Here is a 24,993-nt window from a genome sequence, read left to right on the forward strand (position 1 = left end):
GGCAACCTCACCCAGTCGCAGATCGCCGACCAGGTCGGCATCTCCCAGATGCACGTCAGCCGCCTGCTCACCAAGGCCCTGACCAAGCTCCGCGGACAGCTCGCCGCGGACAGCATCTGACGGCTCACCCACCTGCGAGAGCGCCGGCCCGGTTCGGGCCGGCGCTCTCGTGCATCCGCAGGCCGGCAACCATCGTCGCGCCGATGTCACCGTGACCCTCGACGGCAAGGCCGCCACCTCCGAGAACGCGACCGGCCGGACCGTCACCAAGGTGGATGCGCGCTCGGCGAAGAAGGCACCGAAGAAGCCCGCCAAGCGCTGAACGCGTACCAGCCGTACAGTGGCGGGATGATCGAGGCCGAATGGGTGCGCCACGCCGTGTGGTGGCAGGTGTATCCGCTCGGTTTCGCCGGTGCGTACCCCGAGCACGACAACGGGGGGCTCCGGCGGCTCGACGCCTGGCTGGACTACGTCATCGAGCTGGGCGCCTCCGGCCTGCTGCTCGGGCCGATCTTCGCCGCCGAGACGCACGGATACGACACCGTCGACCATTTCCGGATCGACCCGCGGCTCGGCGCCGACAGCGACTTCGACACGCTGATCGCGGCCTCCCACGAACGGGGTCTGCGGGTCGTGCTGGACGGGGTCTTCAACCACGTCGGACGCGGGCACCCCGCGTTCCAGGACGTGCTGGCCCACGGCGACGCCGCCGCGTCCGCACGCTGGTTCCGCCGGCGCAGCACGGGCGACTTCGTGACCTTCGAGGGGCACGACGCCCTGGTCACGCTCAACCATCTGGAGCCGGCTGTCGCCGACTACGTCGTCGAGGTCATGACGCACTGGCTGCGGCGCGGTGCCGACGGGTGGCGGCTGGACGCCGCGTACGCCGTACCGCCGTCGTTCTGGGCGACGGTGCTGCCCCGGGTCCGGGCCCAGTTTCCCGAGGCCTACGTCTTCGGCGAAGTGATCCACGGTGACTACCCCGCCGTCGTGGCGCAGTCCACGCTGGACTCGGTGACCCAGTACGAGCTGTGGAAGGCGATCTGGAGTTCGCTCGAGTCGGCGAACTTCTTCGAGCTCAGCTGGGCCCTGGAACGACACAACGGATTCCTCGACTCGTTCGTGCCGCAGACGTTCGTCGGCAACCACGACGTGACCCGGCTGGCCAGCAGGCTCAGCGACGAACGGCTCGTACCGCTCGCCGTGGCGGTGCTCATGACCGTCGGCGGCACGCCCAGCATCTACTCCGGCGACGAGCAGGGATTCCGTGGCGTGAAGGAGGACCGTGTCGCCGGCGACGACGCGGTGCGCCCGCCGTTCCCGGCGGAACCCGCGCAGCTCGCCCCGTACGGACAGCCGCTGCTCCGCGTCCACCAGGAGCTCATCGCCCTGCGGCGGCGCAACGCCTGGCTGCACCGCGCCCGTACGCGCACCCTGCACCTGACCAACGAGCAGTTCGTCTACCAGGCGTACGAGGGCGACGACAGCCTGGTCATCGCCCTCAACGCCGCCAAGGAGCCGGCCGTGGTGCCGGCCCCGTCCGGCGGCAGCGTGAAGCTCGCTCCGCAGAGCTGGTCGGTGCTGCCCTAGCGGGGCACGGGAAGCGCGCGGCTGACGTCGCCGTTCTTCGGGCCGAACGTGGTGAGGAACTTGTCGCGGAACTGGTTCATCGGCCAGACCGGGGCGTCCGCCGCGGGCCTGAGCCCGTCGGTCCAGTTCCAGCCGGCGACCCGGTCCAGCACCGCCTTGTCCTTGGCGACGATGGTGATCGGCACCTCGTGGGTGGCGCCGTCGCCGACCACGATCGGTGCCGGCTGGTGGTCGCCGAGGAACACCATGACGGTGTTCTCGTCGCCGAACTTCTCCAGGTACGAGATGATGGTCGTCAGCGTGTACTGGATCGAGCGGCTGTATTCGCGCTGGACCTTCGCCGGGTCCTTCCAGATCGATCCGGGCTTCTTGGCGTCCGCCTTGATCTGGTCGTAGACCGCACCGTCGCCGACGTCCTTCCAGTCGATGAAGGTCGGGATCGGCGCCCAGGGGGTGTGGCTCGACACCAGCGGCATCTCGACGAACAGGGGCGCGTGCGCCGGGGCGTGCACGTTCTTCTCGAACCAGGAGAGCGTGTACTGGTCCGGCAGCGGCCCCCAGCCGAAGTTCGGGCCGACGTAGCCGGTGTTCCGGGAGTCGTACACCCGGTCGTAGCCGTAGAAGTCGCCCTCGGGCCAGGCCCGGGTGGTGCCCGGCATCACGCTCATGGTGTCGAAGCCGGCCTTCTTGAAGAGGCTGGTCAGCGTGAGCCGGTCGCTGGAGGTCAGGTTGCGGTAGCGCTTCTGATTGTTGATCCACAACCCGGAGAGCAGCGTCGAGTGGGCCAGCCAGCTGCCACCGCCGAAGGTCGGCGAGCCGAGCCAGCCACTCTTGGCCGCGTAGCCCGCCTTGGCGAGGGTCGCCGACCCCTCGTCCAGCACCTTCACCGTGCCGGGGTTCAGCTTCGGGTCCTCGATGGCGGAGCGGCCGTAGCTCTCCACGAAGGTGACCATGACGTCCTTGCCGCGGAGCCCGGTCAGCAGCTGGTCGGCGGGGGTGGCGGAGAAAGCGTCGACGCGTACCTCGCGGGCGAACTTCTTCTCGTCGTTGAAGCCGGCCTTGACCGAGTGGGCCCGGTCCCAGGCGTACAGGGCGCTGCTGCGGGCGGCCACCGGGATGTTGTTGAACAGCTGCACGCCGAGCACCATGCAGACGACCCAGACGGCCGTACCGGCGAGCGCGGTCCGAGCGGTGGCCCGGCGGTGCTGCGCCGCCACCTTCGCGATCCGCAGCGCCGCGAGCGTCATCAGCGCCACCACGGCCAGGGCCAGGACGATCACGCCGATCAGCGCACCGGTCGCACCGGCGCCGCCGACCGAGCCCTTGAGGAATTCGCGGGCGTCGTCGAGGAGCACCCAGTCGAGCACCGGGTCGAACGGGCGGACCAGGACCGCGTAGAAGCCCATGTCGAGGCACTTCTCGACGGTGAGCAACCCGAGCCCCGCCCCGAGCACGCCGGCCACGGTCCGCCGCCACCGGCCGCGCAGCAGGAGCAGCAGCCCCACCGCGACGAATCCCTCGATGGGTACGCGGAAGTAGGTGCCCGGCTTCGCGAATCGGGTCAGCACGTTCGGCAGGATCAGCGCGGCGAAGACCAGCACGATCGCGCCCGTGGTCAACGCCCGGCCGGCGATCCGGCGCAGGCGGGAAGGCGGCGCGGCCGCCTCCTCCGCGTCGGCTTCCTCCGCGTCGGCTTTCTCGACGGAAACCTCCACGGTTCCGGCCGGCTCGGAAGACACCTCCGTGGTTCCGGCCGGTTCGGAGGACACCTCCGTGGTTCCGGTCTGCGAGGGCTCGGCCGCCGGCCCCGCCTCAGGGGCGGAGCGGCGGAAGCGGGCGGCGAGCGCTTCGCGGATGGAAACAGACAAGACGTGGTCCTCCTCCAGGACGTTCCCGAGTGAGGAACGGATCTCAGGCGGAAGCAGTTCAACGCGTCCGGGGAGATCGGGTTGACACATCGGACGGGGTCGATACAAGCTGAGCCTCGACATAGGCCTGACATCGATGTCATCAGGGAGACTCGCATGCTCGGACGCCGTACCGTCGCCGCCCTCGCCGGAGCGGTCCTGACCGTGCCGATCTCCGTCGCCGCGCAGGCCGCGGCCCTGCCGCCCCTGGTCGCGGAGCCGGCGACGTACGTCAACCCGCTCATCGGCACCACGAACCTGGGCAACACCTACCCGGGGGCGGTCACCCCGTTCGGCATGCTGGCGTGGAGCCCGCAGACGTCGCGCGGCAACCAGCTCTCCACCCCGGCACCGGGCGGCTACCAGTACGCGGCCACCCGGATCCGCGGCCTCAGCCTGACCCACCTCAGCGGGGTGGGATGTTCCGGGGCGAACGGTGACATCCCGATCATGCCGCAGGTTGGAGAGGTGACCACCTCGCCGACGGCCGACGCGACCGACGCCGTGTACGCCAGCACGTTCTCGCACGCCAACGAGGTCGCCAAGCCGGGCTACTACAAGGTCGGGCTCGACAGCGGCGCCGGCGCCGAGCTGACGGCCACGCCGCGTACCGGTATCGGCAGGTTCACGTTCCCCACCGGCAAGGCGGCCAGCCTGCTCTTCCGCACCTCGTTGTCGGAGACGGGCAGCGAGAACGCCACCGTCCACATCGACCCGGCCACACGCACGGTCACCGGCTCGGTGAGCGCCGGCAACTTCTGCGGGCCGCAGAGCACCGACAACTCGCACGCCTACTACACGCTGCACTTCACCGCGAAGCTCGATCAGCCGTTCGCGACCACCGGCACGTGGACGGACACGACGCTGAACCCGGGCGGCACCGACGCGCAGGGAGGCAGCGGATACAGCAGCACGGGACGCCCCAACGCCAACAAGGGCTCCGGCGGCTACGTCACCTTCGCCCCCGGCACCACGAGCGTGACCATGCGCGTGGCGATCTCGTACGTGAGTCTCGCGGGCGCGGAGAAGAACCTGGCGGCCGAGTCCCCTGAGCGGCTGAGCTTCAGCGCGATCCAGGCCGGCGCCCGCGCCGCATGGTCCGCCCGGCTGAAGAAGATCGGCATCGGCGGTGGCACCGAGGACCAGAAGACGACGTTCTACACGGCGCTCTACCACTCGATGCTCGAACCGACGCTGACCAGCGACGTAGACGGCAGTTACTACGGCGCCGACGACGAAATCCACACGTTGTCCACAGGACAGACGGCGCAATACGGGACGTTCTCCGGCTGGGACGTGTACCGCGCTCAGGTGCAGCTGCTCGCCCTGCTCGACCCCAAGATGGCGAGCGACTACGCCCAGAGCCTGTTCAACTACGCCACCCAGCGCGGCGGCGAGTGGGACCGCTGGCTGCTCGAGCACGGCAAGACCGCGGTCATGTCCGGCGACCCGGCGGCCGCGGCGGTGGCGGGCATGTACGCGTTCGGCGCCCGCGACTTCGACGTGCGGGGCGCGTACGACTCCCTGGTCCACGCGGCGACGGTGCCCACGGCCAACGACTCCAGCGACCAGGGCTGCAACGTCGAGTGCGTGGGCCAGCGCCCGTCGCTGGACAAGTATCTGCGGCTCGGTTACGTCCCCGCGGACGACTGCCACTGCTGGGGCGGCGCGGCCGAGACGCTCGAGGACGCCGCGGCCGACTACGGCATCGCCCAGCTCGCCGAGGGCCTCGGCAAGGAGGACGACCACGCCGAATTCCTGCGGCGATCGCACAACTGGCGCAACGTCTTCGACGAGGACGCCAAGGCCGACCCCGGACTCGAGCACAACGTCCGCGAGCGAATCACCGAGATCCAGGCGAGCGGCGAGAACGCCCCCTGGGAGGGCAAGGCGCAGGCCTTCGACGGCGACAAGGGCACCAAGTGGCTCACCTTCGCCACCACCGGCTGGATCCAGGCGAAGCTCAGCACCCCGCTGGCCGTCGACCGGTACGCCCTCACCTCCGCCAACGACGTACCCGAGCGCGATCCGAAGAACTGGGAGCTGCAAGGCTCGGCCGACGGCACCACCTGGACGACCGTCGACAGCCGGGCGGACCAGAGCTTCGACAAGCGCGGCCAGACGAAGGAGTACGAGGTCACCGACCCGAAGCCGTACGCGTACTACCGGCTGAACGTCACCGCCAACGGGGGCGCGCCGATCGTGCAGCTCGCCGAGCTGGAGCTGGCCGACCCGGCCGTACCGACCCCGGTACCGGCGGACGGCTCGGCGGTCGGCTGGATGCGGGACCGCTACAGCGACGGCACCTGGGCCGAAGGCTTCAGCCCGTCGACCGGCACCGGCTTCGTCGAGGGCAGCAGTGCGCAGTACACCTGGATGGTCTACTCCGACGTGGTGACGCTGGCGCAGAAGATGGGCGGCAACAAGACCGCCGTCGAGCGGCTGGACGCGTTCTTCCGCAACCCGGACGGCACGTTCGACCTGAGCGCCACCAAGAGCACGAGGTTCGACGCCACCAACGAGCCGGACATCCAGACGCCGTACCTCTACAACTACTTCGGGGCCGCGTACAAGACCCAGGAGACGGTCCGGGCGATCATCGACGGCAAGTGGAGCAACGGCACCGGCGGCATCCCGGGCAACGACGACGCCGGCACGATGAGCGCCTGGTACGTCTTCTCCGCCCTGGGCCTCTACCCCACCGTCCCGACCCGCGCCGAGCTGGTCCTGACCAGCCCGCTCTTCCCCCGGGCGGTGGTTCACCTGGGCAGCGGCAAGGAGCTGGTGATCGAGGCGCCGCGGACCGACGCCAAAGCGATCTACGTGCAGAAACTGACGGTCGACGGCAGGTCCACGACCAAGGGGTGGCTGCCGGCGTCGGCCGTCACCGCGGGCGGGAAACTCGCCTACACCCTCGCCCCCACGCCGAGCCTCACCTGGGGCAGCGGTACGGGCGACGTACCTCCGCAGAATTAGGTTGCATTCCCCGCGGAAGCGGGACAAGTGGTGCCCCGGCGAGGGATCGTCGGGGCACACCCGTGTTTGCACGTCCCACCGGCGGATACGGTGTGACGTCAGAGCCGCCCGCCCGAAACCGACGACGGGAGCCCCTCGAGCCCATGCCGCCGCCCGACGATCTGCCGAGTTTCCTCCACGGAGTAGCCCCGATCCTGGACCGATGGGGCTACCTGGCGGTGGCCGGGGTCATCGGGGTGGAGAGCTTCGGGGTTCCGGCGCCCGGGCAGACGATCATGGTGGCCGCGGCGATCTACTCGAGCTGGGGGCGGCTGAACATCTTCGTGGTCGCCGCGATCTGCTTCGTGGCGGCGGTCCTCGGCGACAACGTCGGCTACTGGATCGGCGTCCGCGGCGGCCGCAAGGCCGTGCACCGCTTCGGCAAGTACATCTTCATCACGCCCGAGCGGCTGGAGCGCGCGGAGCGGTTCTTCGCCCGCCGCGGCAACCGGATCGTCGTCGTGGCCCGCTTCATCGACGGGCTGCGCCAGCTCAACGGCGTGATCGCCGGCCTCACGGCGATGCCCTGGCGAACCTTCCTGATCTACAACGCGATCGGCGCGGCGCTCTGGGTCGGCTGGTGGACGACCATCGCCTACCTGCTCGGCACCCACCTTGTCGAGATCATCGACCACGCGCACCGCTACAAATGGTGGGCGATCGCGGCGGTCGTCGTGGCCGTCGGCGCGTACGCCTACCTGCACCTGCGCCACATCCGCAAGCGCCGGGCGCGCGACGCCGAGACGGTCAAGGAGGAGTCACAGGCTTGACCGTCCCCCTTCCGGGTAGGTCTGAGGTATGACCCGATGGGAGTGATAGTCGTGACTACAACGGCCAAGCCACTTGACCGCCGCCGGGACAAGGCGAGCGCCGCCGGGGCCGCCGCCGACAAGGCCCGGGCAGCCGTGACCGACCTCGACCACCAGCTCAAAACCATCGCCGGGCTCACCGTGGAGCAGCAGAGCTCCCTGCGGCGGGCCACCGACGAGGCGGCGCGGCTCAAGCGCTCGCTGAAGGCGGCCGGCAAGCGCCGAGTCGAGCTGGAGAAGCAGCGCAAGAAGGCCGTCGCCCGCGCCGAGAAGGCACGGGAGCGAGCCCGCGCGGCAGAAGCGAAGTACGACAAGGAACTGCTCGCCGACATGGTCCGTCGCGAGAAGGAACGTGACCGGACCCGGTCGGCCCCGCACACCGATCCACCACCGGAGCAGGAGAACGCGGCCACATCGATCGCCCGCGGAACTGCGGCGCGCAAGACCGCGCAATCCTGACTCCCTTTTCAAGTACGGGCGCCGTCGCTCGCCAACCGCAGCACCGGCGCCCGCACCTCACGGCCGGCGCCGGCCGCTGCCGGGCTCAGGTCCCGGTCGCGGTCCCGCCCTGACTGCCACCCTGCGTGCCGCCCTGGCCGTTGCCGCCCGGCAGCCCGCCACCGGGGCCGCCCGGGAAGCCACCCTGCTGGTCACCGCCCTGCGCGGTCGTCCCCGCCGCCGGCTCCGAGTCCACGATCGTCGTAGCGGTCGCCGTGTCCCCCGACGTCGTCGCCACCACGCGAACCGTGTGCCCGGCCGCCACATCAGCAATCTTGTCAGCGCCGTTGTCGACCACCGTCGCGCTGCCGACCACGTACGTCCTGCTGTAGCCGTCGGCGCTCTTCACGGTGAGGGACGTGGCGCCGACCTTCGACACCGTGCCGGACTGGGTCTCCTGCGTCACGTACCCGCCGCTGCCGTCCGAGACGACGTAGGTGCCGTGCAGGGCACCGGCCATCCCGCCGCCACGGCCGGCTCCGGGGAACTGCCCCCGGTCCCTGCCGTCCGGCACCCCACCGGGCATGCCCTCTCCGCCGCCCGGGACAGCGGCACCGTTGCCACCCGGTGCGGCGGCAGCAGGAGCACCGTTGCCGCCGCCCGAACCCACCACCGCGGCGGTCACCCCGGCCGTGGCAACCACCGCGGCCACGACCGCCCCGGCCACGGCGAGCTTCCCCTTCGCACCCGCCGGTCCCCCGGGCGCCCCGGACCCGGCCGCCCCCGACTTGGCCCCGGACCAGGCCGTCCCCGACCCGGCCCCCAATGCAGCCGGCGCTGACCCGGCGGCCTCCGAACGGGCCGGCCCTGACGCGGCCACCCCCAGTGCAGCCGGCACTGACCCGGCGGCCACCGAACCGGCCGGCCCTGACGCGGCCACCCTCCACGCAGCCGGCACTGACCCGGCGGCCTCCGAACCGGCCGCCCCCCATGCAGCCGGCGCCGACCCGGCGGCCTCCGAACCGGCCGCCCCCCATGCAGCCGGCGCCGACCCGGCGGCCTCCGAACGGGCCGGCCCCCAGGCGGGCGGGCCCCAGGCGAGCGGGCTACTGGCGGGCGGGCCGGCGGCGGGCGGATGCCATTCGGGCGGCATCGGATGGGCGTCGATCACCGTGGGCTCTTCCGCCGGCTCCGGCGGGGGCGAGGCGGCGCCGACGGGGCGGGAGGCGTCGGTCGGACGGTCGTGAACGGACATCGGTGCGGGTCTCCTCGGTCGGCGGATTCAGCTACCGACGAGCCTGGCCGGGCGGTCTGTGCGAGGCCTGTGCGTTTGCCAGGCGGTGGGTATGACCGCCGGGTCCGGGCGACCATAATCGGCGTATGACCACGATGGAGCGGTTCGCATTCGCCGGGCGTACGTGCGTGATCACCGGGGCGGCGAGCGGTATCGGTGCCGCGCTGACCCTCGACCTGGCCCGGCGGCGGGCGGTGCTCGCGCTGGTGGACAAGGACGCCGACGGGCTGGCCCGGGTCGCCGCGCTCGCCCGGGACGTCGGTGCCATGGACGTCAGTACGTACGTGGTGGATCTCTCCGACGGCGGCGACCGGCTTGACCTGGCCGCCGAGGTCGCTGAGCGGCACGGCGGCACGGATCTACTGATCAACAATGCCGGGGTGGCGTTGAGCGGCACGTTCGAGCAGGTCAGCATCAAGGACTTCGACTGGCTGATGGAGATCAACCTGCATGCCGTGGTGCGGATGACCAAGGCGTTCCTCCCGCAGCTGCTCGAGCGCCCGGGCTCGCACATCGTCTCGATCTCCAGCCTCTTCGGGCTCATCGCGCCGCCGGCCCAGGTCGCGTACGCCACCAGCAAGTACGGCGTCCGGGGCTTCTCGGAGGCGCTGCGGCACGAGCTGGCCGGGCGGGTCGGGGTCACGGTGGTGCACCCCGGCGGTGTCCGTACCAATATCGCGGTGAACGCCCGGATCAGCGGCCCGGATCTCGACGGTGAGCAGGCCGAGCAGGCCCGCCGGTTCACCGAGCGCGCGCTGACGCTGCCGCCGGAGGAGGCGGCGAAGCAAATCATCGCGGCGATCCGGGCGCGCAAGCCACGACTCGTGATCACCCGGGCGGCGAAGGCGGCCGACCTGCTGGCCCGGGTCGTGCCCGGCCGCTACTGGGACGTCATCGCCCGCGGGCTGCGCGACCGCCTGTAAGGGCCGTGTCGGCCCCATGTCGGCGCCGTGTCAGCGCGCCCGGGCACGCTGGGCGGCATGACAGATCTCGTGATCGAGGCCGAGGGCCTCGTGAAGCGCTTCGGCGAGACCAGGGCGCTGCAGGGCGTCGACCTGGCCGTGCCGCGTGGGACCGTGCTCGGCGTGCTCGGGCCCAACGGCGCGGGCAAGACCACCGCCGTCCGCATCCTCTCGACCCTGCTCGTGCCCGACGCGGGCAGTGCCCGGATCGGCGGCTTCGACGTCGTCCGCGACGCCGAGCGGGTCCGCCAGTCGATCGGCCTGACCGGCCAGTACGCGTCGGTGGACGAGGACCTCACCGGCCGGCAGAACCTCGAGCTGTTCGGCACGCTGCTGGACCTGGGCCGCAAGGGTGCCCGGCACCGCGCGGCGGAGCTGCTGGAGTGGTTCGACCTGACCGATGCGGCCGACCGGATGGCCAAGACCTACTCCGGCGGCATGCGGCGCCGGCTCGACCTGGCCGCGAGCCTGGTCGGCTCGCCGGACGTGATCTTCCTGGACGAGCCGACCACCGGCCTGGACCCGGCCAAGCGCGAGGACATGTGGGACGTGGTCCGCACGCTCGTCGCCGGCGGTTCGACCGTGCTGCTCACCACGCAGTACCTGGAGGAGGCCGACGCGCTCGCCGACGCGATCACCGTGATCGACCACGGCCGCGTCATCGCCCACGACACCCCGGACGGCCTCAAGCGGGTGGTGGGCGGCCAGACCCTCGAGGTACGCCCGGCGGATCCGGCCGACCGCGACCGCACGGCCGCCATCCTCTCCGAGGTGTCGTCGGGTGCGGTGGCCGACGAGATCCGCAACGGGGTGCTCGCCGTACCGGTCACGGATGACGCCGCGATGACCCGGGCCGTCGCCCGCCTGGCCGCGGCCGGGATCCCGGTCACCGAACTCTCCCTGCACCTGCCGAGCCTCGACGAGGTGTTCTTCACCCTGACCGCGAAGGAAGAGGTGGCGGCATGACCACGCTCGTTCGGGAACCCCGCAATTCCGCATCGGCGCAGCCCGTGGCGGCGAGACCCCATCCACGCCCGTTGCGGCTGCTGCGGCATTCGCTCGCGCTCACCAAGCGCAGCCTGATCAAGACCTGGCGTACGCCCGAGGCGCTCATCGACGTGTCCCTGCAGCCGGTCCTGTTCCTGGTCATCTTCGTGTACGTCTTCGGCGGCGCGGTCGCCGGCTCGACCCACGACTATCTGCAGTTCCTCCTGCCCGGCATCCTCGCGCAGACGATCGCCACGGGCTGCATCGCGATCGGCGTCAACCTCAACACCGACCTGGCCAAGGGCATCTTCGACAGGTTCCGCTCGCTGCCGGTGCCCCGCTCGGCGCCGCTGCTCGGCGCGGTACTGGGCGACATCGTGCGGTACGCGATCGTCACGGTCGTGACGGTCGGCTTCGGGTACGTCATGGGTTTCCGGATCACCACCGATCCGTTGCGCGCGCTCGCCGGCGGGTTGCTGGCGATCCTGTTCGCTCTCTGCCTGAGCTGGCTGCCGGTCTTCGTGGCGATGAAGGTCCGTACGCCCGGCGCCGTACAGGGCCTGATGTTCGCCCTGATCATGCCGTTGAGCTTCGCGTCCAACGTCTTCGTCGATGCGAGCACCCTGCCGGGCTGGATGCAGGAGTTCGTGAAGGTCAATCCCCTGACCCATCTCGTCGGCGCGGTACGGGGCCTGTTCCTCGGTACCCCGCTCGGTGGTCACGTGTGGTGGACGCTCGCATGGTGCGCGGGATTCGTGGTGGTGTTCATGCCGATGGCGCTGGGGGCGTACCGGAAAAAGGTCTGACTCCCATAATTTGGCGGGTTCTTGACAGTTATGGGCCGCAGGTGGAACCTGTACCCGTTTGATGCCCGGCTGACCGGTTAGTGGGATCCGCGGCATCCGGGGCCTCCTGCGGCCCTCCGCGCCGGACGCGACCGTCCTCGACGGCCGCGCGGACTTTTGCGGTCAAAAGCCATTTCATACCCATCAACGTCAACATCGCATTAAATGAGTTTCCATCGTTGAATCTGCGGATTGGGCCTGGGGTCGGTGGGCAAGAAGGGCCGCCGACAGACGATCGTCGATGGAAGGATGGGACATGCGACCGAACAAGCTCACCCGGGCCCTGCTCGCCGGGGCCCTCGCGCTCGGCGTAGTGGTGGCGACCGGCGCCTCCGCCACCGCCGCACCGGCCCAGGCACCCGCGGCACCCCGCTCCGCGGCAGGCACGATGACCTCTCAGGTCTCCGGCACCTTCACCGATGCCCTCGGCGGTACGGGCGCGGTGACCGGCACGTTCACCCCCACCCGCTTCGTGGCCCAGGGCGAGCGGCTGCTCGCGACCGGCACGTTGCACAGCGTTCTGACCGATTCCGCCGGCACCGCCGTCGGCGCGACGGACAGCACCGTCACCTTGCCCGTGCAACTGCCCAGCGGCGGCGTGGGCGCGCAGGCCGTGTGCCCGATCCTCGATCTGGTGCTCGGCCCGCTGGACCTCGATCTGCTCGGCCTGCAGGTCCACCTGAACCGGGTCGTGCTCGACATCACCGCGGTGTCCGGCCCGGGCAATCTGCTCGGCAACCTGCTCTGCGCGATCGTCGGCCTGCTCGACGGCGGCCTGCCCCTGCCGCTGGCGCTGATCGCGAACCTGCTCAACCAGGTCCTGGCGATTCTCTCGCTGTGACCGCCGGACGATCGGTCAGCCGTCGGCCAGCAACCGGTCCATCAGCTCGTGGATCCGGCCGACAGTGACGGCGATGGGCTCCTCGCCGAGCCCGTCGAGCAAGGCACGGCGGCGGTCCTCGTCCCCGAGGGCCGCCGCCAACCGGCCGCCGAACCCCGGCGGGATCAGGGCGATCACCGTGGCGCCGACCCGGATGGACAGCGCCCACAGCTCGCGGGCGCCCGCCTCGTCCCCGCGATATGCGGCGAGCGCGGCACCGCCGAGACCCCAGGAACCGGACAGCGGGATGTCCTTGGCGGACAGCGTCTCCTCACGGCACTGCGCCAGGAGCGTGGCCGCAGACGCATCGGCGTGCTCCACCGGGTGCTCCGCGGCAACTGTCATCAACAGCACTACGGCGGCCACCCGGAACATGACCCGGGGGTGCGGCATCGGGGCCGACAGCTCGCCGGTCATCCGCATCAGCGCGTCGGCGTTCGCGAGCGTCCCGGCGATGTCGCGCCGGTGCCACGCCAGATGTGCCAGCCCGAGGTACGCCTGTGCCGCATCGCCCATCTCGGCCTGCGGGGACATCGCCGTCTCGTGCAGGCGCCGCTCGGCCTCCGCGTCACCGTCCACCGCCAGCCGGGCGTCGAGCACCACGCGGATCGACCGGGCGTCCTGCGCCGCGCCGACCAGCTCCATGTGGTGTGCACTGCGCGCCAGCCAGGTGACCGCGTTGTCGCGCTGCGACGTGTACGAGTGGCCGACGGCCTGCGCGGACATCGCCATGCCCCAGTGGTCCCCCGCCGTCTCGAAGAGCGCGTACGCACTCTCCGCGTCGGCCACCGAGGCATCGGGCATCCCGCCGTTCTCCCGCATCACGGCCCGCGTGAAGTAGCCGAGCGCGCGTACGTACGGGTCGGGGTGGCCGATCAGCTTCTCCGCGCCGCGCAGGCTCTCCTCCGGCTGGATCCGGTCGAACGCGGGCAGCGCCTCGGCAGACGCCGCATACCGCGGTGAGACCTCGGCGAACCGTTCCGCCATCAGCAGGCGCAGCGCGCGCCGGGCCAGCACGGTCAGCCGGACCGGGCCGGTGATACCACCGTTGATGCCGGTGAGGATGAGGACCTGGGCGAGGCGGTCCGCGTCCGGCAGGGGCTGCCCGGCGCGCAGCCCGTGAGCGATCGCCGAGCGGCTGCGTGCCGTCGGATCGTCCACCCGCAGCAGCAGCCGGCTCCACGCGGAGACCTCCAGGTGCAGCCCGCGGACGGCCCAGAGCCGGAACACCGCCCCGGCCAGATCGACCGCGGCCGGCTCGTCCTCGTGGTCCAGGGCCCAGCGCAGCGCGGCGACCAGGTTCTCCTGTTCGCGGGCGGTCGCGGCGAGGGCCTCCAGCTGCCGCGGTCCGATGTGGTCGGCGGCGAGCCCGACGGCGCGGGAGCGCGCCCATGACACCAGCCCGGTCATCGCGTCCGTACGGTCGCCGAGGCGTGCCTCGCCGTACTCGCGGACCGTCTCCAGCATCCGGTAGCGCGGCGGCCCGCCCTCACCCTCCTCGAGGGTCAGCAGCGACTGCTCGACCAGGACGGCGAGGCCGCGGCGCACGTCCGGCGTGCCGGCCACCGCGGCGGCCGCCTCGGCGGTGAAGGGTGCCGGGATCACCGACAGCCGCTGGAGCAGGTCGCGTTCGGCCGGCGCGAGCAGTTCCCGGCTCCAGTCCACCATGGCCCACAGGCTGGCGTGCCGCTCGGGGAGCCCGCGCAGCGCGTCGTCGAGCAGCGCGAAGCGGTCGCTGAGGCCGGCCAGGACGTCGTCGATCGGCATGTGCCGCAGCCGGGCGGCGGCCAGCTCCAGCGCGAGCGGAAGGTTGTCGAGCCGCTGGCAGAGGTCCAGCGCCCGGTCCTCGTCCCAGGTGGGCGGGGCACCGCCGGCCCGGGCCCGAGTCTCCAGCAGATCCAGCGCCTCGGCGTCGGGCAGGGTCGGCAGCCGGTGCACCAGCTCCCCCGCCAGCCCGAGCGGAGCGCGGCTGGTGGCCAAGACCGCGAGGTCGTCCTGCGCAGCCGTGAGCAGATCGGCGACCACTGCGGCCGCGGCGTCCAGGACGTGTTCGCAGTTGTCGAGCACGACCAGGCCGTCGACCTCGCCCGCGACGGCCCGGAGCCGCTCCTGCGGGGTCAGCACCCGCCTTTCGACGCCCAGGCCGGTGGCTCCGCCGGCGGTCTCCGCCCCGCCCAGCGCCGCGAGGACCACGGGCAGCACCTCGTCGGGCGTACGCACACCGGCGAGCTCGACCACCCGGACGGCGCCGGACGCCCGCCGGGCCACCTCCGCGGCCAGCCGGGTCTTGCCCGCGCCGCCGGTCGCGACGAGGGTCACCAGCGACGTCTCGGTCAGCTCGCGGGTCAGCGCCGCCACGTCCGCCTCGCGACCGACTAGCGCGGTGCCGGGCCGCCGCCAGGAGCCGGGCATCGTCACCCGGGCTGCCCGGCGAGGCCGCGATCCGCGGGTCAGCTCCCCACGCAGCAGGGCCAGGTGCACGGCCGCGATGACCGGCGAGGGGTCGGTCCCGTACCGGTCGGCCAGCTCGGCACGGAGTCGTTCCACCACATCCAGCGCCTCGGCGTCGCGGCCCTGCGCGGCCAGCACGCGCACCAGCAACGCCGCGGCCGGCTCGTCGGGCGGGGTACGGGCGACCAGCAGCCGCAGGTCGGCCTCGTCGTACGCCCCGGCACCGGCGAGCGCCGCCTCGGCCCGCACGGCGGCGACGTCGCCGAACAGCCGGGCGGCCTCGGGGTCCACCAACTCGGGCAGCTCCGGGAAGAGCTTCCGGGCGGCATCCGCGTCGGTCCGCGCGCGCTGCGGGTCGCCGGCCTCGAGTGCGGCCCGGGCCCGGTCCGCGAGCCCACGAGCGGCGACGACGTCGGTCTCGACCTGGTCGGCCGGCACCCGATAGCCGCCCGGCCCGGCCAGGACGGGCACGCCGAGCCGGCGTACGCGGGAGATCAGTGCCTGCACGGCACCGCCCGCGTCGTCCGGCGGGTCGCCCCGCCAGACGGCGTCGATGAGCCCGGCCGGCGAGACGGCCCGCCCGCGCGCCCCGACCAGCTCGCGGATCACGGCGGCCAGGCGCTCGCCCCGAACCGGTTGCCCGTCCACGGCCAGCGGGCCGAGCGTCGTGATCCGCACTGGTCAGTTATAGCCGGGAGGGGCGAGGCCCCGGGGCCCCGCGGTCAGTTGAAGGACGCGTACCGCTTGCGGTTCTGGCCGCCGATGGTGGTGAAGTCGCCGCCCGCACCGAGCGCGCCGCGGTTGCGGTCCACGACCAGCGTACGAACCCCGATGACCCCGTTCGCCTGCGGCGCCCAGCCGGTCAGCGCCCCGCCGCCGGTGATCGCGGCGAGCTTGACCCGCGACACCGAGCCGTCGGTGCAGGTGCCGTGCGCGCCGTTGTTGACGGTGGTGCAGGCCCGGTCGAAGTGGCCGCCGACGTAGATCGTGCCGCCCAGCGAGGCGACCGCGACCGCGTCGCCGTCGAACACGCGCTGCCAGCGCATCGCCCCGCCGCCGCTGTACGCGATGGCCCGGCCGCCCTGGCCACCGGTGGCCACGTACACGCCCGCGGAGTCGGTGGTGACCCCGTTGACCTGGGCCGGCGCCGTGGGCAGGAAGCCGCGGTCGACCGTGCCGCCGGACGGGCTCACCGCGGCGATCCGCAGCGTCCGGCTGACCCCGTTGACCTGGTGGAACGCGCCACCCAGGTAGATCCGGGAGCTGGTCACCGCGAGGGCGTGCACCGAGTCGTCGGCGCTGGGCCGCCAGCCGCCGTCGAGGGCACCGCTGGACAGCGAGAAGGCGGCGGCGTTGCGCCGGGTGCTCCCGTCCACCGCGGTGAAGCTCCCGCCCGCGTAGAGCCGGCCGTTACCGACCGCCAGGGCGTACGGCGCACCGCTCACCCGGTGGGAGAAGGAGCCGACGGATCCGGAGGCGGCGTCGATGCGGGCGAGGTTGTCGCGGCCCACACCGGAGATGCGGGTGAAGGCGCCGCCGGCGTACACCGAGGAGCCGCTGACGGCGAGGGCCATCACCGTGCTGTTGGCGGCGGGCGACCAGGACAGCAGGGTTCCCGAGCGGGCGTCGAACGCGGCGAGCCGGGACCGGCTGTAGTTGCGGCCGCCCCACGCGACGCTGGTGAAGGAGCCGCCGACGTAGACCGTGCTGCCGCGGTACGCGATCGCATACACGGACCCGTTGAACAGCGGGGCCTTGTCGGGGCTCGCGCTGATGGCCAGGGCCGGGGCGGCGCCGGCGGCGGACACGACGGTGGTGGCGGCGACGGTCGTCAGCAGAGCTCGTCGCAAAAAGTGGAGGAAACGCACATTTCAATCAACCATCCCGGCTGTGCGAAAGTCGCGCCGCCGCGCCGTCACCGTCTTCCGCGAACGCCACGAAAGGCTTCTCCGCGGTCAGTTCCTGCTGCCGCGGCTCGGGCGTACGCAGACCCAGCAGCGCCAGCCACTCCACCAGCTGCCGGTGCACCGCGTCCGGGCCGGCGAGGTCGCCCTGGGTGATCTGCCACTCGGCCGGGTGCACCAGCATTCCCTCGGTCTGCCAGCCGCCCAGCCCGCCGTGCGAGCCGACCAGCTCCTCGAAGGCGCAGACCTCGTCGGTGACCGGGTCGACGGCGCTGATCAGCACGAGGTCACCGACGTGCCGGGACTCCTGGTGGCGCAGCAGATCCGCGCGGGCGTGCGGGCCGTACGGCAGCAGCGGGTCCTGCCCCTGCACGGTGCCGTCCACCAGCCGCTGGGACCCGGCGGCGCCGTACGCGACCGGCCCGTCGCTCTCCCGCACCACCACCAGGCCGATGCCGGGGTGCCCGGCCAGGCCGCTGACCAGCTGCGGATAGTCGGCGTCGATGTGCTCCCGGTCCAGCCGCCCGGGATAACGGGTGAGGTAGATCAGCGCGAGATTGCCGGACGACACCACCAGCACCGGCGCGACCGGCCGGCTCGGGAAGTCCGGCTCCCGGGTCGCCTCCTGCTCGGCCGGCGCGGAGGGGGCGTCCGCGGGATCGGGCGCGGAGAACCGGGCGACCGCCTCGTCGAGCGTCTCGCCGTACCGCTGGCGGAAGGTGGTGCCCTGGCTCTGGCCGTGGTCGGAGAGCACGACGATCCGGTATGCCCGCGCCGCCTCCGGCCGCAGCCGCTCGAGCACGCCGAGCATCCGGTCGAGGCTCTCCAGCTGGCGCATCGACTCGGGGCGGGCCGGGCCGGCGTGGTGCGCCACCTCGTCGTAGTCCACCAGGTCGCAGTAGATGACCGGGGCGCCGCGGGCCATCTGCTCGGCGACCAGCGACACGTTGACGTCGCGCAGCAGCACCGACGCGGGCCGCAGGGCCAGGAAGACGCCGGACCGGCTGACCCGCGGCTGCAGGTTGCGCCGCCGCTGCAGGCGGGCCTGGTGCAGCTCGGTGAAGACCTCGCCGACCCCGAGGACCAGCGCCCGGGTGAAGCCGAACGGGCTGGCCATGAACGCCGCCCAGCCCCGCGCGGAGCGGCCGGGCAGCGCCGCGTGGCTCACCGTCAGCAGGTTGGTCACCGCGTCGCCGGAGAAGGCGTTGCCGATGCTGACGCCGCCGTCGCGCAGCAGGCCCCGGCCGTCGGAGAGGCGCGGCTCGATCACCGCGGCGTCCCGGGGCCGGTTGGAGACCATCAGCTTGCCGGTGTCCTTCTCGTACCACCGGAAGCCGGGGATCTCGCGCGAGGCGCCGTGCAGGATGCCGGCCTGGGCGGCCGGCGTCGTCGACGGCAGCCCGGTGTGCCAGCCGCGCATGGCGTGGGTCCCCGTACGCAGCCAGCGGCCGATCGTGGGCAGGTTGCCGGCCCGCACGGCCCAGCGCAGCACCGGCTCGCTGACCCCGTCGAGCTGCACCACGAGCAGCCCCGGCTCGGTGCCCGGCACCGGGCGGCGCAGGCTGAACATGCGGCCGCCGCCCTGCCGGTCCTGCCGCCGCCGGATCGCGCGCATCAGCCGCCGCGCCTCCTTGAGGAACGAGCCCTCGGTGCCGCTGTCCACCATCCAGTCGAAGATCGCGGCGCAGACCACCGCGAGCAGGGCGGCCACCCCGACGGTCGGCCAGCCGCTGAGCCGCTTGGACGGATCCAGCTCCAGCGCCACCACCATCACGATGATCTGGGCTGCCACGCCGAGCAGCATCGCCCCCCAGCCGCCGAGCGCCGTGACCCCGGCCAGCAGGAGCGGGCGCAGCACCGCGCCGACCCCCGCCACGAGGACGACGAGACCCATGGTGTCGATGACGTCGGTGGCTCGCACGCCCGGCATCAGCCACAACGTGAAGGTCAGCACCACGAAGGTCGTCACGCCGTTGCGGACGACGGCCTTCATCCGATCGAGGACGCGCGGCCAGGCGAAGAGCGCGCGCAGCTCGGCGCCGCGTGTTCCCCCAGGTTCTACGGCCACCGGAAAACGATCGCACAGCCGGGGCGGACAGTGCTGCCCGCGTCACGAAGGACACTCACCCGCGCGGCGGAACCGAGCTGTGCCCGTACCCGTCGGACCGCTAGCGTCGATCCCCGTGGAGGGCCCTGTGCGTCGTCTCGTCCCGTGTGCCGTGTTCGCCGTCCTGCTGGGCGGTTGCGCCCACCCCGAGCCGAGCGCCGTCGCGGCAGCGCCGGCGACCTGGACCGTCCCCGACAAGTACGCGTTCACCCTCACGTCCGAGTGCGGCGAGCGGGCACTGCTCGGCAGGTTCCGGGTCACCGTCGTGGGCGACCGGGTGACCCGCGCCGAGGGGCTGGACGACGCGGCGCGGCGGGCGCTGATGCTGCGCCTGGCCAACCTCGTGCCCACGCTGCACCAGCTGGAGGCGCAGGCCGAGGCGGCCAGGAAGGACGGCGCCGACGTGGTCGAGGTCGAGCGGGAACCGTCGGACGCCCATCCCACCCGGGTCATGATCGACCGGTCGTCCGCGGCGGCCGACGACGAGGAGTGCTACACGATCCAGGACTACACGATCGGGTTAGCGGCCGAGCCGTCGGCGACGCCGTCGAGGTAGGTTCGCCGGACCTGCGAGGGATGGGGAGGCCCGCGTGCGGGTCGTACCCGTTCTTGTCGCCATGATCATGCTGCTCGCCGGCTGCTCGGCGCCCGAGGCACCCGCGCCGAAGGCGTCGCCCAAGGTGGCCGCGCCGGAGCCGCGAGTGGTGGCGTACTTCACCGACTGGGGCGACTTTCCGGTGCGAAAGGTCGACACCAGTGGCGCGGCGGGGCGGCTCACCCACCTCGTGTACGCCTTCGGCAAGGTCAGCGGCGGTGGTTGCACGCCCGGCGACGCCTGGGCCGACTTCCAGAAGCCGATCACGGCCGCCGACAGTGTGGACGGTGCCGCGGACACGCCGGGGCAGGGGCTGCTCGGCAACTTCGGCCAGCTGCGCAAGCTCAAGCAGCGGCACCCGCAGCTGCGCGTGCTGTGGTCGTTCGGCGGCTGGACCGGCTCCGGCGATTTCACCGAGGCGGCGAAGGATCCCGCCGCCTTCGCCCGCTCGTGCGCCGCCCTGCTGCGCGATCCCCGCTGGGCGGGGCTGTTCGACGGCATCGACGTGGACTGGGAATACCCCAACGCCTGCGGCCTGACCTGCGACCACAGCGGCCGGGACGCGCTCACCGGGCTGCTGTCCGCACTGCGCGCGGAGCTCGGACCGGACACGCTGGTCACCGCCGCGGTCCCGGCCGACCGGGACAAGCTCGCCGCCACCGACTACGCGGCGGCCTCCCGGGCGGCGACCTGGCTGAGCGCCATGACCTACGACTTCTTCGGTACGGGCGACACGCCCGGCCCCACCGCGCCCCATTCGCCGCTCACGGCGTACCCGGGAATTCCGCGCGAGACCGCGACCACCGACGCAGCGATCCGCGAACTGATCGGCCTGGGTGTTCCCCGCGACAAGGTCCTGCTCGGCGTGGGTTTCTACGGCCGGGGGTGGTCCGGGGTGACGACGGCGGCGCCGGGCGGCCGCGCGAGCGGTGCGGCCGCGGGCAGCCGGGAGAAGGGCATCGAGGACTACGACGTCCTGCGCTCGGCCTGCCCGCCGACCGGCACCGCGGGCGGCACCGCCTACGCGCTCTGCCACGGTCAGTGGTGGAGCTACGACACCCCGGAGACGATCAAGACCAAGATGGCGTACGCCCGCAGCACCGGTCTCGCGGGCGCCTTCGCCTGGGAACTGTCCGGCGACACCCCGGACGCCCAGCTCGTGACCGCGATGGCGGACGGTCTGGCGGGTTAGCCGATCCGGACCCAGACGTCGTCGAGGATGCCGTGGAACTGGTCGTTGTCGGCGTAGGCGCCCTTGCCGCCGATGCTGAGCGGCCGGCTGTTGGCGACGGAGAGCTTCGCCGAGATCGTCCGGGTGCCCCGGACGACGCCGTCGACCAGCACGTCCAGGGTGGTCCCGGCGCGGCGGCACTCGACGGTGTGCCAGCTGCCGTCGGCGACCGAGATGGTGCTCCGCACGATCTTGATGCCCGGCTGGGCGCCCACGAGTACGCAGCTCGGGCGCCCCGCGTCGCCGTCGATCTGCAGCTTCCACTGGCTGCTCGTGGTCGAGTAGCCCTTCTGCACGATGTTCTGGCCCTTGCTCGTCTGGCTGCGCGCGAGCAGCACCGACGCCCCGTACGAGATCGCCCGCGTACCCGGGTTCAGGTTCGCCGAGCTGGGGCTCTGCAGCGCGGCGCGCGGGCACGTGCCGGTGCACTTCGCCGGGAACCGCAGCGCCTGGCCGCTGCGGTGCGGGACCGGGCGGACCGTACCGCCGTTGCCGGCGATCAGCCGCAGGGTGTGCCCGTTGCCGGAGTCGTCGAGGATGCCGCTCGACCGGCCGCCGTCGAAGGCGTACCGGGCGACCACGGTGCCGCTCACGGCGCGGGCGGCCGCCGTCACGGCAGCCGCCACACGGACCGCCGCGGCGTGCGCGGTGGCTGGTGCGGCTTGCGCGCCGGGCGCGACGGCGACGGCGCCGGCGAGCAGCCCGAGGGTCAGGGCGAAGGCGGTACGGCGAGATTCCATGCCCGAATTATTACTTGTGAACCGATTTTGAGCGCGCCCAACGTCAGGAACGGGCTTTCTCCCTGGTCACACCCGTGTCGGGCAGCGCCTGCGGGAAGGCGCTGTCCAACGGCACCGCCGCGGCCGGGACCAGTCCGAGCTGGACTCCCTGGCGGGGCAGCACGGCGTCGAGCAGCCAGTCCGCCGCCACGCGTACCCGGTTACCCGGCATGGAGAGCAGGTGATAGCCGCGCGTGACCACCTTGGCGGGCAGGCCGGTGAGCGGCACGCCCAGCGGGTTCGCCGCCGAATCCAGGCCGCCCAGGTCGACCACGAACCCCAGGTCGTGGTGCTCGTACGCGCGCCGCCGGCCCCGCCCGTACGAGGCAGCGATGTTGTGCGCGACGGTCTTGCCCTGGCGGGTGGCGTGCTGCGCCGTCATACCCGTGATCTCGCCGGGCCTGGTGAGGTCGGGCACCGCCGCCGCGTCGCCGCAGGCGTACACGTCCGGGCGGGCCGGGACGTTGAGGAACTCGTCGACGACCAGCCGACCCTGCTTCGTCTGCAGCCCCAGGTCCGCCACGAGAGGATCGGGGCGTACGCCCACACACCAGATGAGCGAGCGGGTGGGCACGAAGTCGCCGTCGCTGAGGTGCACGCCCTCCGGCGTCGCCTCCTTGACCGAGCTCCGCAGCAGCACCTCGACGCCACGCCCGCGCAGCACCTCGTCGGCGGCCCGGGCCAGGCGTGGATCCAGCGAGGGCAGCACGCGGTCGGCCGTGTCGATCAGCAGCCAGCGGGGACGGCCGCGCAGACCGGGGCGGCGACGCGTCAGCGCCTCGGTGAACAGCACACCTTGCGCTGCTACCTCCGTACCCGTGTAACCGGCACCGACCACGACGAAGGTCGACCGGGCCTCGCGCTCGGCCGGATCCTCGGCGGTGTCCGCCATCTCGATCTGGCGGGTGATGTGGTCGCGCAGGAAGAGCGCCTCCGGGATGCCGCGGAAGCCGTGCGCGTACTCGGTCACCCCGGGCACCGGCAGCAGCTTGTTGACGCTGCCGGCGGCGATGACCAGACGGTGGTAGCCCACGCTGCCCTTGCCCCCGTCGGGATCGCGGTAGGTGACCGTGCGCGCGCTGAAGTCGAAGCCGTCGGCCTCGCCGAGGATCACCCGTACGCCGGGTAGCGCCGCGGCGAGCGACACCGACACCCGGCGCGGCTCGAGGATCCCGGCCGCGACCTCCGGCAGCAACGGCAGGTAGAGAAAGTAGTCGGTGGGATTGATGATGACGATGTCGGCGGCGCCGCGGGACAGCCGGCTGAGCGTCCGGGCGGTCTCGAAGCCGGCGAAGCCGGCACCGACGATGACGATCCGAGGACGGGCCATTCTGCGACGCTACCGCGGAGGGGAATGTGACAGCAGCGCTTCTTGCGGGTAGGTAGACGGTTCATGGCGCTGCCCATCGAGGAGTACGCGATCATCGCCGACACCCAGACCGCGGCCCTGGTGGGGCGGAACGGGTCCATCGACTGGCTGTGCGTGCCGAGATTCGACTCCGGCGCGATCTTCGCCGCGCTGCTCGGCACCGAGGAGAACGGCCACTGGACGGTCGCTCCGGCCGGCGAGGTGACCGCCGTCCGGCGCCGGTACCGGCCCGAGACGCTGGTGCTCGAGACCGAGTTCGAGACCGCCGACGGGGTCGTCCGGCTCATCGACTTCATGCCGCCCCGCGGGGAGGCCCCCGACCTGGTGCGGATCGTCGAGGGCGTCCGCGGCGAGGTGCCGATGACCATGCGCCTGCGCCTGCGCTTCGACTACGGCAAGGTGGTGCCGTGGGTCTACCGGGAGAGGGGTGACCTGGTCGCCGTCGCCGGGCCGGACGCCGTGTGGCTGCGGACGCCCGTCGAGACCCGCGGGGAGAACATGGCCACCCGCGCCGACTTCACCGTGGGCGCCGGCGACCGTACGTCCTTCGTCCTGACCTGGCGCCCGTCGCACCTCCCGCCGCCGGAGCCGATCGACCCCGCGCACGAGCTGGGGGCCACCGAGGGCTACTGGCGGGGCTGGGTGTCCGCGTGCACGTACGAGGGCGAGTGGCGCGACGCCGTCGTCCGGTCCCTGCTGACGCTGAAGGCCCTCACGTACGCGCCGACCGGCGGCATCGTCGCCGCGGCCACCACGTCGCTGCCCGAGAAGCTCGGCGGGGTCCGCAACTGGGACTACCGGTTCTGCTGGCTGCGCGACGCCACGATCACCCTGCAGTCCCTGCTCTATTCAGGATTCCAGAGCGAGGCGCTGGCCTGGCGTAAGTGGCTGCTCCGGGCCATCGCCGGCAACCCGGCCGAGCTCCAGATCATGTACGGCGTGGCCGGCGAGCGCCGCCTCGACGAGTACATCGCCGACTGGCTGAGCGGCTACGACGGCAACCCGGTCCGGATCGGGAACGCCGCCGCCGAACAGTTCCAGCTCGACGTCTACGGCGAGGTGATGGACGCTCTGCACCAGGGCCGGCGCGCGGGCCTCAAGGCCGAGGACCCGGCCTGGGGGCTGCAGGTCAAGCTCATGGACTTCGTCGAGCAGCACTGGACCGAACCCGACGAGGGGATCTGGGAGGTGCGCGGCGGACCGAAGCACTTCGTGCACTCCAAGCTCATGGCGTGGGTCGCCGCGGACCGCGCGGTCAAGGCGGTCGAGGAGTTCAACCTGGACGGGCCGGTGGAACGGTGGGAGGCCCTGCGCGAGGCCATCCGCGCGGACATCCTGGAGAAGGGGTACGACAAGAAGCGCCGCACCTTCACCCAGTTCTACGGCTCCGAGGAGCTGGACGCCGCCCTGCTCATGGTGCCGCTGGTGGGTTTCCTGCCGGCCACCGACGAGCGGGTGGTCGGCACGGTCGAGGCGATCGAGCGGCACCTGCTTCAGGACGGCTTCGTCCAGCGCTACACCCAGCATCCGGACACCGACGTCGACGGCCTGCCGCCGGGCGAAGGCGCGTTCCTTGCCTGCACGTTCTGGCTCGCCGACAACTACGCGCTGATGGGACGGCACGAGGATGCGCGCGAGGTGTTCGAGCGCCTGCTCGCGTTGCGCAACGACGTCGGGCTGCTCTCCGAGGAATACGACCCCGCCGAGGGCCGGCTGGTGGGCAACTTCCCACAGGCGTTCAGCCACGTGCCGCTGATCGACACCGCCCGTACGCTCACCGACGCGATGGCGCCCACCGAGGCCCGGGTACGCGAGGGCCTGAAGTAACGG

At 72.2% G+C, this 24,993-nt stretch carries 20 protein-coding genes; 13 read left to right on the forward strand and 7 right to left on the reverse strand.

Annotation, left to right across the window (positions count from 1 at the left end; all coding sequences use genetic code 11):
• From ACIBO8_RS32245 to ACIBO8_RS32255, 3 genes are all read left to right on the forward strand, one after another.
• The coding region (locus ACIBO8_RS32245; RefSeq protein WP_396119567.1) for a sigma factor-like helix-turn-helix DNA-binding protein at positions 1-120 on the forward strand (120 nt) is incomplete at its 5' end.
• A gap of 49 nt (positions 121-169) precedes the next feature.
• Positions 170-322 carry a hypothetical protein gene (locus tag ACIBO8_RS32250; protein ID WP_396119193.1) on the forward strand — a complete coding sequence of 51 codons (153 nt, stop codon included), beginning with the start codon at positions 170-172 and terminating at the stop codon, positions 320-322.
• A 26-nt stretch (positions 323-348) separates the two neighbouring features.
• Positions 349-1,590, forward strand: coding sequence for an alpha-amylase family protein (locus ACIBO8_RS32255; protein ID WP_396119194.1), 1,242 nt, complete (start codon positions 349-351; stop codon positions 1,588-1,590).
• On the opposite strand, the gene ACIBO8_RS32260 is transcribed toward ACIBO8_RS32255, so the two are convergent.
• Positions 1,587-3,458: a sulfatase-like hydrolase/transferase gene (locus ACIBO8_RS32260; RefSeq protein ID WP_396119196.1), complete on the reverse strand. Its 1,872-nt coding sequence runs from the start codon at positions 3,456-3,458 to the stop codon at positions 1,587-1,589. The two genes, ACIBO8_RS32255 and ACIBO8_RS32260, sit on opposite strands and share 4 nt — an antisense overlap.
• Before the next feature lie 156 nt (positions 3,459-3,614).
• Here ACIBO8_RS32260 and ACIBO8_RS32265 point away from each other — a divergent pair, with 156 nt between their 5' ends.
• The 3 genes from ACIBO8_RS32265 (at position 3,615) to ACIBO8_RS32275 (ending at position 7,780) form a co-directional block, all read left to right on the forward strand.
• A complete protein-coding gene (locus ACIBO8_RS32265) occupies positions 3,615-6,473 on the forward strand; it encodes a GH92 family glycosyl hydrolase (protein WP_396119197.1) in 2,859 nt (952 codons plus the stop codon).
• A gap of 143 nt (positions 6,474-6,616) precedes the next feature.
• Positions 6,617-7,282: a DedA family protein gene (locus ACIBO8_RS32270; protein ID WP_396119198.1), complete on the forward strand. Its 666-nt coding sequence runs from the start codon at positions 6,617-6,619 to the stop codon at positions 7,280-7,282.
• 51 nt (positions 7,283-7,333) lie between these two features.
• Positions 7,334-7,780: a hypothetical protein gene (locus ACIBO8_RS32275; RefSeq protein WP_396119199.1), complete on the forward strand. Its 447-nt coding sequence runs from the start codon at positions 7,334-7,336 to the stop codon at positions 7,778-7,780.
• An 85-nt stretch (positions 7,781-7,865) separates the two neighbouring features.
• Here ACIBO8_RS32275 and ACIBO8_RS32280 read toward each other — a convergent pair whose 3' ends face one another.
• Positions 7,866-8,486 carry a hypothetical protein gene (locus tag ACIBO8_RS32280; RefSeq protein ID WP_396119200.1) on the reverse strand — a complete coding sequence of 207 codons (621 nt, stop codon included), beginning with the start codon at positions 8,484-8,486 and terminating at the stop codon, positions 7,866-7,868.
• 653 nt (positions 8,487-9,139) lie between these two features.
• On the opposite strand from ACIBO8_RS32280, the gene ACIBO8_RS32285 reads away from it, so the two are divergent.
• The 4 genes from ACIBO8_RS32285 (at position 9,140) to ACIBO8_RS32300 (ending at position 12,688) form a co-directional block, all read left to right on the forward strand.
• Positions 9,140-9,976 (forward strand): SDR family NAD(P)-dependent oxidoreductase, encoded by an 837-nt coding sequence (locus ACIBO8_RS32285; protein ID WP_396119201.1) that lies wholly within the window; start codon positions 9,140-9,142, stop codon positions 9,974-9,976.
• A 57-nt stretch (positions 9,977-10,033) separates the two neighbouring features.
• A complete protein-coding gene (locus ACIBO8_RS32290; RefSeq protein WP_396119202.1) occupies positions 10,034-10,981 on the forward strand; it encodes an ATP-binding cassette domain-containing protein in 948 nt (315 codons plus the stop codon).
• Complete coding sequence (locus ACIBO8_RS32295) at positions 10,978-11,808, forward strand: ABC transporter permease (RefSeq protein WP_396119203.1); 831 nt, start codon at positions 10,978-10,980, stop codon at positions 11,806-11,808. The genes ACIBO8_RS32290 and ACIBO8_RS32295 overlap by 4 nt, the downstream gene beginning before the upstream one ends.
• Positions 11,809-12,103: 295 nt before the next feature.
• Positions 12,104-12,688: a hypothetical protein gene (locus ACIBO8_RS32300; protein ID WP_396119204.1), complete on the forward strand. Its 585-nt coding sequence runs from the start codon at positions 12,104-12,106 to the stop codon at positions 12,686-12,688.
• A 15-nt stretch (positions 12,689-12,703) separates the two neighbouring features.
• Here the strand turns inward: ACIBO8_RS32300 and ACIBO8_RS32305 are convergent, their stop codons facing one another.
• Genes ACIBO8_RS32305 through ACIBO8_RS32315 form a run of 3 tightly spaced genes read right to left on the reverse strand, consistent with a single transcriptional unit; the run spans position 12,704 to position 19,150 of the window.
• Entirely contained in the window at positions 12,704-15,856 is a 3,153-nt protein-coding gene (locus tag ACIBO8_RS32305) for a BTAD domain-containing putative transcriptional regulator (protein ID WP_396119205.1), read from the reverse strand.
• A gap of 44 nt (positions 15,857-15,900) precedes the next feature.
• Complete coding sequence (locus ACIBO8_RS32310; RefSeq protein WP_396119206.1) at positions 15,901-17,028, reverse strand: hypothetical protein; 1,128 nt, start codon at positions 17,026-17,028, stop codon at positions 15,901-15,903.
• Positions 17,029-17,053: 25 nt separating this feature from the next.
• Positions 17,054-19,150: an alkaline phosphatase family protein gene (locus ACIBO8_RS32315; protein ID WP_396119207.1), complete on the reverse strand. Its 2,097-nt coding sequence runs from the start codon at positions 19,148-19,150 to the stop codon at positions 17,054-17,056.
• 127 nt (positions 19,151-19,277) lie between these two features.
• On the opposite strand from ACIBO8_RS32315, the gene ACIBO8_RS32320 reads away from it, so the two are divergent.
• Positions 19,278-19,745, forward strand: a complete 468-nt coding sequence (locus ACIBO8_RS32320) for a DUF6174 domain-containing protein (protein ID WP_396119208.1) — start codon at positions 19,278-19,280, stop codon at positions 19,743-19,745.
• Between the two features lie 34 nt (positions 19,746-19,779).
• Positions 19,780-20,976: a glycoside hydrolase family 18 protein gene (locus tag ACIBO8_RS32325; RefSeq protein ID WP_396119209.1), complete on the forward strand. Its 1,197-nt coding sequence runs from the start codon at positions 19,780-19,782 to the stop codon at positions 20,974-20,976.
• On the opposite strand, the gene ACIBO8_RS32330 is transcribed toward ACIBO8_RS32325, so the two are convergent.
• Both ACIBO8_RS32330 and ACIBO8_RS32335 read right to left on the reverse strand, forming a co-directional pair.
• Complete coding sequence (locus ACIBO8_RS32330) at positions 20,973-21,755, reverse strand: LamG-like jellyroll fold domain-containing protein (RefSeq protein WP_396119210.1); 783 nt, start codon at positions 21,753-21,755, stop codon at positions 20,973-20,975. The genes ACIBO8_RS32325 and ACIBO8_RS32330 overlap by 4 nt on opposite strands.
• A gap of 43 nt (positions 21,756-21,798) precedes the next feature.
• Positions 21,799-23,124, reverse strand: a complete 1,326-nt coding sequence (locus ACIBO8_RS32335; protein ID WP_396119211.1) for an NAD(P)/FAD-dependent oxidoreductase — start codon at positions 23,122-23,124, stop codon at positions 21,799-21,801.
• 63 nt (positions 23,125-23,187) lie between these two features.
• On the opposite strand from ACIBO8_RS32335, the gene ACIBO8_RS32340 reads away from it, so the two are divergent.
• Positions 23,188-24,990 (forward strand): glycoside hydrolase family 15 protein, encoded by a 1,803-nt coding sequence (locus ACIBO8_RS32340; RefSeq protein WP_396119212.1) that lies wholly within the window; start codon positions 23,188-23,190, stop codon positions 24,988-24,990.
• Positions 24,991-24,993 lie beyond the last annotated feature (3 nt).

Source organism: Actinoplanes sp. NPDC049681 (assembly GCF_044465265.1).
Lineage (GTDB): Bacteria > Actinomycetota > Actinomycetes > Mycobacteriales > Micromonosporaceae > Actinoplanes.